Below are 12,388 nucleotides of genomic sequence, written 5' to 3' on the forward strand. Positions count from 1 at the left end.
CCTCGCTGATGAAAGTCCTGATCTCCGCCGATATCGAAGGTGTGGCCGGCGTGTTCCACCCCGAGCAAACGCGCGCGGGTAACGGCGAATACGAAGCTGCGCGCCGCTGGATGACGCTCGAAGCCAACGCCGCGATCGAAGGGGCATTCGCAGGCGGCGCGACCCACGTGTGGGTCAACGATTCGCATGGCGGTTTCCGCAATCTGCTGCCCGATCTACTCGATGCGCGCGCCCAGGTGGTGCTCGGCAAACCGCGTACGCTCGGCATGATGGCGGGCCTCGAGTACGGCGCGGCGCTGGTGTTCATGATCGGCTATCACGCCCGCTCTCAAACGCACGGGATTCTCTCGCATACGATCAACAGCTTCGCGTTCGCGCGTGTCTCGCTGAACGGTGTCGAAGTCGGCGAGGCTGGATTGTATGGCGCGCTGGCGGAAGAATATGGTGCACGGGTCGCGCTTTTATCCGGCGACGATGTATTCGCCGAAGAAACCGCACCGCGCTTTCCAGGCGCGCGTTTCGTGATTACCAAAAGCGCGACGGGGCATGCAAGCGGCGTGACGCAGACGCCGGCGAGCGCCCGTGCTGCGATTGAAAACGCCGCGCGCGAAGTGGTGCGGCATCACATCGACGAGGGCCATGCGCCGCAAGCCACGCGCGCTGCCGTAAAACCTGTCGAATGCGACTTGCGTGTGCAGACCACCGCGCTTGCCGACCTGTTCTGCCAATGGCCGACGCTCACGCGCGTCGATGCCGTCACATTGCGCTTTGGCGCGGAGTCGGTCGAACATGCGGTGCGCATGCTGAACTGCCTGTCGGCCATGTCGTTCATGCTGCGTTGAGCCGTGTGACGAAGCGGGACACCAGGCAAACTCGGCCATTACCAAGCTTACGTTTCCGTAAAACGCTAGCGGCGCGGTGACACGTTTCGCGAGGAAGCTGTACGCTCTGGCATTCCAGAGGTACCGTCTCTCTCACTTAGCGGAGCACAGCATGGGTAAGCAGACTATCGCGGATTATCTGGCCAGAACCCTGGCGGCAGCAGACGTCGAACGGATTTGGGGCGTGACGGGCGACAGCCTGAACGGCCTGTCCGACAGCTTGCAACGGCTTGGCTCGATTCGCTGGATGCATACGCGCCACGAGGAGGTCGCGGCCTTCGCCGCCGGTGCCGAAGCCGCCGCCACGGGCAAGCTCGCCGTCTGCGCGGGCAGTTGCGGCCCAGGCAATCTGCATCTGATCAACGGCCTGTACGACTGTCACCGCAATCACCAGCCCGTGCTTGCCATCGCCGCGCACATTCCCTCGTCGGAGATCGGTCTCGGTTACTTCCAGGAAACGCATCCGCAAGAGTTGTTCAAGGAATGCAGCCACTACGTCGAACTGGTGACGAACCCGTCGCAGTTTCCGCGCGTGCTGGCGCGCGCGATGCATACGGCGATCGAAGAACGTGGCGTCGCGGTGATCGTGCTGCCGGGCGATGTTGCGCTCAGCGAAGCACCCGACGAAACACCGGCATGGACCGGCACGCTCGAACGCTCGAGCGTGGTGCCCTCCGGCGCGGATCTCGACCGGCTTGCCGATCTGCTCAATCAGGCCGGCGGCGTGACGCTGCTATGCGGCAGCGGCTGCGCCGGCGCGCACGACGAAGTGGTGGCCTTCGCCGATCAGCTCGCTGCGCCCACCGTGCATGCATTACGCGGCAAACAATACGTGGAGTGGGATAACCCGTTCGACGTCGGCATGACGGGTCTGATCGGTTTCAGTTCCGGCTATCACGCGATGATGTCGTGCGACACGCTCGTGATGCTCGGCACCGATTTTCCGTATCGCAACTTTTATCCGTCGCATGGCAACGTGGTGCAGATCGATCGGCGCGGCTCCGCGCTCGGCAAGCGCGCGCCATTGAAGCTGGGTCTTGTCGGCGACGTCAAGGCGACCTTGCAGGCACTGCTGCCGCTGATCAAACGCAAGACCGATCGGCGCTTTCTTGAGAACGCCCGCAAGCACTACGCCGATACACGCAAGGACCTCGACGATCTCGCTCGCCCGTCCGATCCAGGGCGCGCGATTCATCCGCAATATCTGACCAGCATCGTCGACAAGGTGGCGAACGAAGACGCCGTGTTTGCCGCCGACGTCGGCACGCCGACGCTTTGGGCCGCGCGTTATCTGACGATGAACGGCAAGCGCAGTCTGCATGGCTCGTTCAACCACGGTTCGATGGCCAACGCGATGCCGCAGGCGCTGGGCGCACAGGCGGCCGAACCGGGGCGCCAGGTGATTTCACTTTCAGGCGATGGCGGTTTGTCGATGCTGCTCGGCGATCTGCTCACCGCGCGTCAACTGAATCTGCCCATCAAGGTGGTCGTGTTCAACAACAGCACGCTCGGCTTCGTTGCGATGGAGATGAAGGCCGGCGGCTACCTCGAAAGCGGCACCGATCTCGCCGCCACCGACTTCGCGGCGATCGCGCGCGGCGCGGGCATTTACGGCGCGCGGATCGAACTGTCGGAGAATATCGAGCCGGCCTTACGCGAGGCCTTCGCGCATCCCGGGCCCGCGGTGATCGATGTGGTGACGGCCAAGCACGAACTCGCTCTGCCGCCGAAGATCCAGTGGGCGCAGGCGAAGGGTTTCAGCCTGTACATGCTGCGCGCGGTGCTCAATGGCCGCGGTGACGAAGTGGTCGAACTGGCGACGACGAATCTACGCTAAGGGGCGTTGGAGCCGGCCGCGCGGGGTTGACTGTTCTACTGTTGCCGGCTCAATTCGCGCGCGGCGCGATCGATTACATCCGCCACAGCACCCGCGTGCGACACCGGCACGAGATGGCTCGATGCGATCGGCACGATCTTCGCCCCCATCCGGTCGGCCATGAATTTTTCGACGGCGGGCGACACCGCGCGGTCCCGTGTGGTCAGTACGTACCACGACGGTTTCTCTCTCCACGCGACCTGGCTGACTGTTTCACTGAACGCTGTCGCGGCGATTGGGACTTGCGCCGTGGCCAGTACGCGTGTGAGATTTTCGGGTACGTCGGCGGCGAAGTCGGCATGGTATTTCGTGCGGTCGAGCCACAGGAAGCCCGTCGGGTCCGCGACGATACTTTGACCCGCGGGCATCGGCGCCGCGCGCTTCAGCAGATCTGTGGTCGATTCATGCAGGTCGGGCGCAATCGCCGCCACATAGACGAGACCCGCGACGTTCGGTGCGTTCGCGCCGGCTTGCGTGATCACGACGCCGCCCCATGAGTGGCCCACCAGGATGGTTGGGCCATCCTGGCGCGCGAGCACACGGCGCGTGGCCGCGACATCGTCGGCGAGCGACGTGAGCGGGTTCTGCACCGAACTCACGTGATATCCCTTCTGCTGCAACTTCGCGATCACGCCATTCCAGCTCGATCCATCGACGAACGCACCGTGAACCAGCACGACGTTGTGCACAGGGCCGGTCATTGGCGCGGCGGGTGGTGTGGGAGCGGCGGCTCCTCGCGTGGCAGGTGTGGTGGGGGTGGGGACGGTCGCAGCGGGCGGCGCGGGCGCCGCAGGGATTGCGGGCACCACGGCTGGCGCGGCGGATGGCGGGACCGGGACCTCCGGTGCGCTCGCCTCCATCCCGGGCATGTCGGCCGGTTCGGCGGCGGGTTCTGCCGCAGGCGCGGCGGTTTGCGCGAGCGCGGCCGCCCCGGCGAAGCAGAGACACAAAACAGCGGCGCAAAGCAGACGTTTGGGCGACATGTTGAATCTCCGCAGGCTGAGACCTCGACTAGGGCAACATACCGAAGCGCTTCGCCAGTGACAATCACTATCCTCGCCGTTAAGTGCGGCGCAGAACCAAGCGCGGGTTGGCCCCAGTATTGAGCAAATATCGGCCGCGGTAAAATTTCAGGTTCTGCCGGGGCGGGCCATAAGTCTGATCGGGCGATTGATATCCATACACTGGGGCGCAATTTTGAATAGTGCACAGCAGCAAGACGGCCTGAAGCGCGGGCTTAAGAATCGCCACATCCAGCTGATCGCGCTGGGCGGGGCAATCGGCACCGGCTTGTTTCTCGGCTCCGCCAGCGTATTGAAGGCAGCCGGCCCGTCGATGATTCTCGGTTACGCGATCGGCGGCATTATTGCCTTCATGATCATGCGCCAGCTTGGCGAAATGGTCGCGCAGGAACCGGTTGCCGGTTCGTTCAGCCACTTCGCATACAAGTACTGGGGCGACTTCCCCGGTTTTCTGTCCGGCTGGAATTATTGGGTGCTGTACGTGCTCGTGAGCATGGCCGAGCTGACCGCGGTCGGCACGTACGTGCATTTCTGGTGGCCAGGGGTGCCCACATGGGTCTCCGCGCTGGTGTGCTTCGCGGTAATCAACGCGATCAATCTTGCCAACGTCAAAGCGTACGGCGAAACGGAATTCTGGTTTGCGATCATCAAGGTGGTAGCGGTGATCGGCATGATCCTGTTCGGCGGCTATCTGCTGATCAGCGGCCACGGTGGCCCGCAAGCGTCGATTACCAATCTCTGGGCCGACGGCGGCTTTTTCCCGCACGGTTTTCATGGCCTCTTCATGATGCTCGCAGTCATCATGTTTTCGTTCGGTGGCCTCGAATTGATCGGCATTACGGCGGCTGAAGCGGCCGATCCGCAGAAGAGCATTCCGAAGGCGGTGAATCAGGTGATATACCGGATTCTGATTTTCTACATCTGCTCGCTAACGGTGCTGCTCTCGCTGTACCCGTGGAATCAGGTGGCGGCTGGCGGCAGCCCGTTCGTCATGATCTTCTCGCAGATCGGCTCGACGCTGACCGCGAATGTGCTCAACGTGGTGGTGCTGACTGCGGCGCTGTCGGTGTACAACAGCGGCGTGTACGCGAATAGCCGCATGCTCTACGGTCTCGCGGAACAGGGCAACGCACCGCGTGCGCTGATGAAAGTCGACCGGCGCGGCGTGCCGTACATGGCGATCGGTTTGTCGGCGCTCGCTACGTTCACCTGCGTGATCATCAACTATCTGATCCCCGCCGAAGCACTCGGTTTGCTGATGGCGCTGGTGGTTGCCGCGCTCGTGCTGAACTGGGCGCTGATCAGCCTGACGCATCTGAAGTCGCGCAAGGCGATGGTGGCGGCGGGCGAGACGCTCGTGTTCAAGTCGTTATGGTTCCCGGTCAGCAACTGGATCTGCCTCGCGTTCATGGCGCTGATCCTCGTGATTCTGGCGATGACGCCGGGCCTCTCGGTTTCGGTGTGGCTCGTGCCCGCATGGCTCGTTGTGATGTGGGCCGGCTATGTGTTCAAGCGCCGGCGTGCGGCGCTGCATGGCGGCGCGCGGGTGGCCGGGCAGTAAGGCATGCGGGTGGCGTGAGCGGCGGAGGTTGCGCGCTCACGCCGTTTGCGTTTTCCTTGCGCCGCCGGTCGGCCCGGAACAGGGCGTGCTGTCCCGTTCGAATCCCTTCATCTCCGCCAGACATGGCGGCCAAACCCCACAAAATCCAGGCTCCACGGGATCCGCGCTGGGTCTGTGTCCTCCTCATCGTACAGCTCATATCTCTGCCGGCTGTCGATCTCGCCTTGCGACGCTTGTCGCGACAAAACCCACTTTCAAAGGGTAAACGATAGTTTTTGCCTTATTGACTCAAGGTGAATTGCTGATACCATCAATTCATCAGCATACTGATCAATTATCAAGGCAAGGCGATGACACTCAAATTCGCGGCAAATCTTGACGATCTGAACCCGGACGAGCCTTACGCGGCAACGGTCGACAAGGAGCAGATCGCCCTGTACCTCGTAGATGGCGAGGTCTATGCGACGCACAACGTGTGCACGCATCAGTTCGCGCTGCTTAGTGACGGTTTTCTTGAGGACGGATGCGTTGAATGTCCGCTTCATCAGGGGAAATTCGATGTGAAGACCGGCGCCGCGCTTTGTGCGCCGGTGAGCGCTCCGCTCAGGACTTACAAGGTCCACGTGGAAGGCGGTGCGGTGATGGTCGAACTCTGAGCGCCATACCTTTTTGACTACGCCAGGAATTCGAAAGTGGAAACGATTTTGATCGTCGGCGCCGGACAGGCAGGCGGCCGTGCAGCCGAGACGCTGAGGGCGCATGGCTTCGAGGGGGCGGTCCTGCTCGTCGGCGATGAACAGCATAGGCCGTACGAGCGGCCTGCATTGTCAAAGACGGTGCTGACGGCAGCGGACGATAACGAATGCTTCGACGCGTGGCTGCATTCGAGCGACTTCTACGCCACCAGAAAGATCGACTGGATCGCAGACGGTGTCGAAAGACTGGATGTGACACACCGCACCGCGATGCTCAGAAGCGGGCGAAGCATCAGCTTCGACAAATGCCTGCTGACGACAGGCGGTCGCGCGCGGCACCTGCCCGGCACGGCGGAAAGTCGCCATGTATTCACGTTGCGTACGCTGCCGGATGCGATGCGGGTGCGGCAGCGCATGATCGATGCGAGTTCGGTGGCCGTCATTGGCGGCGGCTTCCTTGGGCTTGAGTTCGCAGCAAGCGCAAGGGCGCGCGGAATCGATGTCACCGTGGTTGAAGCGGGAGAGCAGCTACTGGGCCGCGCGTTGCCGCACGAATTCTCGGAGCGTTTGCGCGCGAAGCACGAACAGAACGGCGTGAAGTTCATGCTGGGCGCAAGGCTGGTTGGCTCCGTGGAGCATGCGTCGGGGGTAGCGCTGACGTTTGCCGACCATGCACCGCAGCGGTTCGATTTCGTGGTGGTTGCCATTGGGCAGCAGCCGAATGAGGAGCTCGCCAAAGTGTCCGGTCTGGAGACGGGCAATGGCATACACGTTGATGCGCATTGTCGAACTTCGGGCGCCGCTGTCTATGCCGCAGGCGATTGTGCAAATTTCCCATTTGGTGCGTCCGGACGACGTCTGCGCCTCGAATCATGGCAGAACGCGCAAGACCAGGCGATCGTTGCCGCGCGCAACATGCTGGGGGAGTCGATCGAATATCGGCCAAGCCCCTGGTTCTGGACAGACCAGTATGACTGGAACGTACAGATGCTAGGAATGCTCGACAGCCCAATAGAGCAATGGATCGAGCGCCGGGTATCGAGCGACAGGGTTCTGCTGATGGGGCTGCGCAACAACGTCATTGTGTATGCACTCGCAGTCAATAACGGCGGCGAACTGCGTGCGATTCGCCGTCTCGTTGAGGAGGCGATTCAGGTCGACCCCGAGGCCCTCGCGGACCTGAACGTCAAGTTGCGGCAACTTGAACGAAAAGCTCACTCATAACGCATTCAGGAGAGTACTTTGTATTCGTCAGAGACGGTAATTGGGCTTGGTACGCCGAGCGTCAAGAATAAGCCCATCGAGCAACTGGTCTGGCCGGAAGAAGGCCTTCACGCTATTCCAGACTGGGTTTACACGAGCGACGATGTGTACGCTCGCGAGGTTGAACGGATTTTTCAGGGCCGTACCTGGAACTTCGTTGCGCTGGAGGCCGAAGTGCCCAACAGCGGGGACTACAAGCGCTCGTATGTAGGGCCGACGCCGGTGGTCGTCTCGCGCGCAGAAGATGGTTCCATTCACGTGTTTGAAAACCGCTGCGCCCATCGTGGCGCCGAATTCTGTCGCCACACGCGCGGCAACAATGCTGAGTTCGTTTGCCCGTATCACCAGTGGTCTTATGACCTGAAAGGCAACCTGCAAGGCATTCCGTTCAAACGGGGTGTGAACAAGCTCGGCGGGATGCCGCGCGACTTCCGTAATGAGGAGCACGGTCTCAAGAAGCTTGCCGTCACGACGCGTAACGGCGTGGTCTTCGCCTCGTTCACGCACGACATGGAGCCGATTGAAGATTACCTCACGCCCGAAATCCTGAAAGATTTCGACACCGTCTTCAACGGCAAGAAGCTGCGCATCCTCGGGTTTTACAAGAATGAGCTGCCTTGCAACTGGAAGATGTACCACGAGAATCTGAAGGACCCCTACCACGCAACGCTGCTGCATTCCTTCCTGGTGGTGTTCGGCTTGCTGGTTGCAGGAAACCGCTCGGCGATGGTGGCCGACAGTAAATACGGCGTACACGGCACGATGGCGTCGGCCAAAAGCGATTCACTCTATGCAACGGTGGACGCCGACAAGAAAAAAGAAATGCGCTCGTTCCATGAAGGTATGGTCCTCAAGGATGAGCGGTTCCTGGAGTACGTCAAGGAGTTTGACTCCGAATGGTCGGTGACGATGCAGACGATCTGGCCGAATCTGATCGTCCAGCGTGAAATGAATACTTTGGGTGTGCGGCATATTGTTCCGAATGGTCCAAACAGCATGGTGATGCTGTGGACGATGTTCGGCTACGAAGACGATACAGAAGAGACCACGCGTCATCGGCTGCGCCAGGGCAACCTGATGGGACCCGCTGGATTCCTCGGTCTCGAGGACAACGAAGCCATGAAGTTTGTGCAGGAGGGCGTGCGTCGCTCGGTAACCGATCGCAGCGTGCTCAAACTCGACAGTGAAAAAACTGGAACCGCGGACAATCTGATTTCGGAAGCTGCAATTCGCGCGATGTACAAACACTACCGTGAAGTGATGGGGTTTTAAATGCTGCCAGGATTCGAAAAGAAACCAGTTGCACACGACAAGGCACTTGCGGCGCGCGCAGCCGTGGAAGATTTCCATGCCGAATATTGTGCGGTGCTCGACGGGGGCGACGTCGAGCGGTGGCCAGACTTTTTTACGGAGAACTGTCTTTACCGGGTGACCGAGTACGAAAATGCCGCGCTCGGGTTTCCGGTCGGTCTGGTCTACGCTGAAGGTCGGGACATGCTGCGCGACCGCGCAGTCGCTATCTCCAGAACGCAGATGTTCGCGCCGCGACAAATGCTGCATTTCGTCACCAACGTTCGGATTCTTGACGCGACAGACGAAGAAATCATTGCTCAGAGTAACTACATGTTGATGCAGACCCTGGTCGAAGGCGCGACCTGTCTGCATCAGGCCGGTCGGCTTTTCGACCGCTTTGCTCGAAAGGGCAATGAGCTGCTTCTGAAGGAGCGGCAGGCTATTTATGACACGGCGATGATTGCGAACGATCTGGCCTATCCTGTTTGAAGGCGTGATCAGAGAATGTTAATGGCGGGCTACAAACCAGGGGAATGCCGATGAGCCACACTGAACCGACGGAAGCGCCCATCGAAAGTGGCGGCGTCGGCGCCCGCGTGAGGCGTCGCGAAGATGAGCGCCATTTGCATGGCAAGGGAAAATTCGTTGCCGACTATACGTTTCCTGATTTGCAGGAAGTGGCGTTCTTGCGCAGCCCACTTGCGCATGCGCGCATCGAGCGCATCGGCAAGCCCGAACGCTTCGCCGATCAGGTCATTGTGCGGGAAGACATGCAGACGGCGACAGACATCGTGGCTGATTCCAGCTTGCCGACCTACAAGTCTTCATCGCACCCGCCGCTCGCCTTTGGGAAAGTCCGCTTTGTCGGCGAACCCGTGGCGATGTGTTTCGCGAGTTCCCGCGCCGAGGCCGAGGACATCGCGGAGGAAGTCGAGCTGGATCTGGAGGAACTGCCTGCGTTGGCGAGTGCATTCGCGGCACGCGAGCGCACAGACGTGCGGGTGCATGATCACTGGACAGACAATCTCTTCCTCGATCTGAAGGCGGATGTCAATTTCGACGAGCGCTCTAAAAATGCACCCGTCGTCGTCAGGCAAAAGGTCGACCTGGCCCGTCAGTGCATGGTCCCAATGGAAGGCAAGGCCGTACTGGCCTACTGGGACCACACGCAGGCGCAACTGGTCGTCATTACGTCGACCCAGGTCCCGCACATGATCCGTACGGTGCTTGCGCAATGCCTTGGCATTGACCATGCTCAGGTGCGCGTCATTTCGCCTGATGTGGGCGGTGCATTCGGCTACAAATGTGTGCTTCAACAGGAAGAGCTTTGCATTGCGTGGCTTGCTCTCACCTACAAACGTCCGTTTCGCTTTATCGAAGACCGTCGTGAGCATTTGATCGCGGGTGCGAATACGCGCCAGCACCACTATGAACTTACCGCGTATGCGGACAACAACGGACGGCTCCTGGCGCTGGACTGCAACCTGTTGATTGACGGCGGCGCCTATTCCGCGTGGCCTTTTACGATTGGGCTGGAAACAGGGCAGGCGTTGGGTAACCTGCCTGGCCCCTACGATTTCAGCGGATACCGCTGCCGTACCCAGTGCGCGGCAACCAATAAGCCCGGTTTCCTCCCGTATCGTGGCGTGGCACGCACCGGCGTCTGTTTCGCGATCGAACTGACGATGGACGCCATTGCGCGGGCAGTCGGCCGCGAAGCGTGGGAGGTTCGCTACGACAATCTGATTCGCGGGGCCGACATGCCCTATACGAACGTTGTCAAGAAGCACTACGACAGCGGCGACTTCCAGGAGAGTCTGAAGCGGGCCGCTGAACAGCTTGACGTTGCCAGGTGGCGTCGTCGCCAGAAAGAGGGCGAGCCAGACGGCAGGCTGATCGGTATCGGCTTCGCGACATTCACGGAGCAATCGGCACACGGCACGGCAGTGTTCGCGTCGTGGGGCTTGCCGGTCGTTCCAGGCTACGACCTGGCAACGGTTCGGATCACAGCGGATGGTGGCCTGGAAGTTCGTGCCGGAATCCATTCCCATGGCCAAGGGATGGAAACGACGTTGGCGCAGATCGCAAATGAAGTGCTGGGCGTTCCGATTCAGAAGATCAAGGTCGTGCACGGCGATACCGCTCTCACCCCGTACTCCACGGGTACCTACGCCTCTCGCAGCATTGTCATGGCAGGTGGTGCAGTCGCGGCAACATGCCGTGAACTGCTACCGCGACTGATCAAAATTGGCGCGCATATCCTGGGTGAACCGGAAGACGCGGTCCGCTACGAGGCTGGCGAGGTGGTAGGCACAACGGGGCGAGTTTCCCTCGCTGAGATCGGTCACGCGTGGTATTTGCGGCCCGAACGCTTACCCCCGGGCGTGGATCTTACCGGGCTTGAAGCAACGCAGGGTTTCAAGCCGAAGGTCGATACCGGCGCATTCAGCTACGCGACGCATGCGGCCGCCGTGGCGGTTGATACGAAAACGGGCCACGTCGACATCCTGGACTACGTCATCGTTGAAGACTGCGGGCGAATGATCAACCCGATGGTCGTCGAAGGCCAGACCATCGGCGGCACGGCACAGGGTATCGGCACCGCGTTCTATGAAGAAACGCTATACGACGATAACGCCCAGCCGCTCACGTCCACGCTAGCGGACTACATGTTGCCCGGGCCGACGGAATTGCCGCCCTTGACCATCATTCACATGGAAACGCCGTCGCCGTATACGGAATTCGGCGCGAAAGGTGTGGGCGAAGGTGGCGCGATCGCACCCCCCGCCGCGCTTTTCAATGCGGTGAACGATGCGCTTGGTCCGATTGGAGCACTTGTCAGCGAGACGCCTCTCACGCCGCGACGGCTGCTTGCCGCGATTGAGGCGGCCAAAACGGCCTCGCACAGCAAAGCAGAAGCAGAACATGCTCACGAGGTGATTTGATGAAGGCTGCTGCTTTTGAATACGTACGCGCCGCGACATTGGCCGACGCGTTACGTGAATTCAGTGATTCGGCGACGGGCGTGAAACCGATCGCCGGCAGCCAGTCGATGGGGCCGATGCTCAATCTCCGTCTGGCGAGGCCATCGCGCGTGATCGATGTGTCACATGTCGACGAATTGCGCAGCGTCACTGTCCTAGGTGATGTGGTTCGTGTGGGCGCGGCGATTACGCACGCGGAAATCGAGGACGGAAAGTACGAGCCTTTGCGTAACGGATTTATGCAGTATGTCGCTTCGGGTATTGCGTACCGGGCGATTCGCAACAGAGGAACCATAGGCGGCAGTCTGGCGCATGCCGACCCCGCGGCCGACTGGCCGCTGGCGCTTTCGGCCCTTGATGCCCGGCTCGAGCTCGCGAAGGCGGGCAGTACGCGTCAAGTCCGCGCCAGTGAGTTCATGCTGGGTGCCTTTACAACGCTGCTTGAAGACGGCGAGATTATCTCAGCGGTTCTGTTGCCGAAAATCGGTGGCACTCTGCGTTGGGGCTATTACAAGCTTTGCCGTAAGACTGGCGAGTTCGCCCACGCAAGCGCGGCTGCGGCGTTTGACGCGCAAACCGGCCTGGCACGCGTAGTCCTTGGCGCGCTCGATGGGCCGCCGACCGCACTGGACTCGCTTGCGCAGTCAATCGCGCAGCAAGGCCCAAGTGCCGCCACAGCGGAGGCGATTGCGGCAGGTGTAGCGAACGCGATGCCGAATGCGGACGCCATCGACCGCTCCATGCATGCCGCCACGGTTGAGCGCTGTCTTGCACAAACCTTCGGTTCATCCGCGCGGTAACGCGTTAACGGGA

At 60.9% G+C, this 12,388-nt stretch carries 10 protein-coding genes; 9 read left to right on the forward strand and 1 reads right to left on the reverse strand.

All coding sequences use genetic code 11. From position 1 onward, the window contains the following. The first annotated feature begins 8 nt into the window (after positions 1 to 8). Both HWX91_RS16775 and poxB read left to right on the forward strand, forming a co-directional pair. Positions 9 to 842, forward strand: a complete 834-nt coding sequence (locus tag HWX91_RS16775) for a M55 family metallopeptidase (RefSeq protein WP_028197866.1) — start codon at positions 9 to 11, stop codon at positions 840 to 842. A gap of 151 nt (positions 843 to 993) precedes the next feature. After that, on the forward strand, positions 994 to 2,718 hold the full coding sequence (poxB, locus tag HWX91_RS16780; protein ID WP_028197865.1) for a ubiquinone-dependent pyruvate dehydrogenase: 1,725 nt from the start codon (positions 994 to 996) through the stop codon (positions 2,716 to 2,718). A gap of 35 nt (positions 2,719 to 2,753) precedes the next feature. Here the strand turns inward: poxB and HWX91_RS16785 are convergent, their stop codons facing one another. Beyond that, positions 2,754 to 3,740 (reverse strand): alpha/beta fold hydrolase, encoded by a 987-nt coding sequence (locus HWX91_RS16785; RefSeq protein ID WP_028197864.1) that lies wholly within the window; start codon positions 3,738 to 3,740, stop codon positions 2,754 to 2,756. Between the two features lie 214 nt (positions 3,741 to 3,954). Here HWX91_RS16785 and HWX91_RS16790 point away from each other — a divergent pair, with 214 nt between their 5' ends. From HWX91_RS16790 to HWX91_RS16820, 7 genes are all read left to right on the forward strand, one after another. Continuing rightward, the gene (locus HWX91_RS16790; protein WP_028197863.1) at positions 3,955 to 5,340 is read left to right on the forward strand and encodes an amino acid permease; all 1,386 of its coding nucleotides are present in this window, start codon (positions 3,955 to 3,957) and stop codon (positions 5,338 to 5,340) included. Between the two features lie 350 nt (positions 5,341 to 5,690). Then, positions 5,691 to 5,996: a non-heme iron oxygenase ferredoxin subunit gene (locus HWX91_RS16795; RefSeq protein WP_028197862.1), complete on the forward strand. Its 306-nt coding sequence runs from the start codon at positions 5,691 to 5,693 to the stop codon at positions 5,994 to 5,996. Positions 5,997 to 6,032: 36 nt separating this feature from the next. Continuing rightward, entirely contained in the window at positions 6,033 to 7,259 is a 1,227-nt protein-coding gene (locus HWX91_RS16800) for an NAD(P)/FAD-dependent oxidoreductase (protein ID WP_028197861.1), read from the forward strand. A gap of 18 nt (positions 7,260 to 7,277) precedes the next feature. Then, positions 7,278 to 8,570 carry an aromatic ring-hydroxylating dioxygenase subunit alpha gene (locus HWX91_RS16805; protein ID WP_028197860.1) on the forward strand — a complete coding sequence of 431 codons (1,293 nt, stop codon included), beginning with the start codon at positions 7,278 to 7,280 and terminating at the stop codon, positions 8,568 to 8,570. Next, entirely contained in the window at positions 8,571 to 9,080 is a 510-nt protein-coding gene (locus tag HWX91_RS16810; RefSeq protein WP_028197859.1) for an aromatic-ring-hydroxylating dioxygenase subunit beta, read from the forward strand. 50 nt (positions 9,081 to 9,130) lie between these two features. Then, positions 9,131 to 11,536: a xanthine dehydrogenase family protein molybdopterin-binding subunit gene (locus HWX91_RS16815; RefSeq protein WP_042275687.1), complete on the forward strand. Its 2,406-nt coding sequence runs from the start codon at positions 9,131 to 9,133 to the stop codon at positions 11,534 to 11,536. Next, positions 11,536 to 12,375 carry an FAD binding domain-containing protein gene (locus HWX91_RS16820; protein ID WP_028197857.1) on the forward strand — a complete coding sequence of 280 codons (840 nt, stop codon included), beginning with the start codon at positions 11,536 to 11,538 and terminating at the stop codon, positions 12,373 to 12,375. Before HWX91_RS16815 ends, HWX91_RS16820 begins: the two co-directional genes overlap by 1 nt. Positions 12,376 to 12,388: the final 13 nt, after the last annotated feature.

This window comes from Paraburkholderia fungorum, assembly GCF_902833645.1.
GTDB classification, from domain to species: Bacteria; Pseudomonadota; Gammaproteobacteria; order Burkholderiales; family Burkholderiaceae; genus Paraburkholderia; species Paraburkholderia fungorum.

Bases quoted from the DNA above. Each gene is read 5' to 3' on its own strand.
- HWX91_RS16795 (WP_028197862.1), top strand. From the start codon at position 5,691: ATGACACTCAAATTCGCGGCAAATCTTGACGATCTGAACCCGGACGAG.
- HWX91_RS16810 (WP_028197859.1), top strand. From the start codon at position 8,571: ATGCTGCCAGGATTCGAAAAGAAACCAGTTGCACACGACAAGGCACTT.
- HWX91_RS16775 (WP_028197866.1), top strand. From the start codon at position 9: ATGAAAGTCCTGATCTCCGCCGATATCGAAGGTGTGGCCGGCGTGTTC.
- HWX91_RS16820 (WP_028197857.1), top strand. From the start codon at position 11,536: ATGAAGGCTGCTGCTTTTGAATACGTACGCGCCGCGACATTGGCCGAC.
- poxB (WP_028197865.1), top strand. From the start codon at position 994: ATGGGTAAGCAGACTATCGCGGATTATCTGGCCAGAACCCTGGCGGCA.
- HWX91_RS16785 (WP_028197864.1), bottom strand. From the start codon at position 3,740: ATGTCGCCCAAACGTCTGCTTTGCGCCGCTGTTTTGTGTCTCTGCTTC.
- HWX91_RS16815 (WP_042275687.1), top strand. From the start codon at position 9,131: ATGAGCCACACTGAACCGACGGAAGCGCCCATCGAAAGTGGCGGCGTC.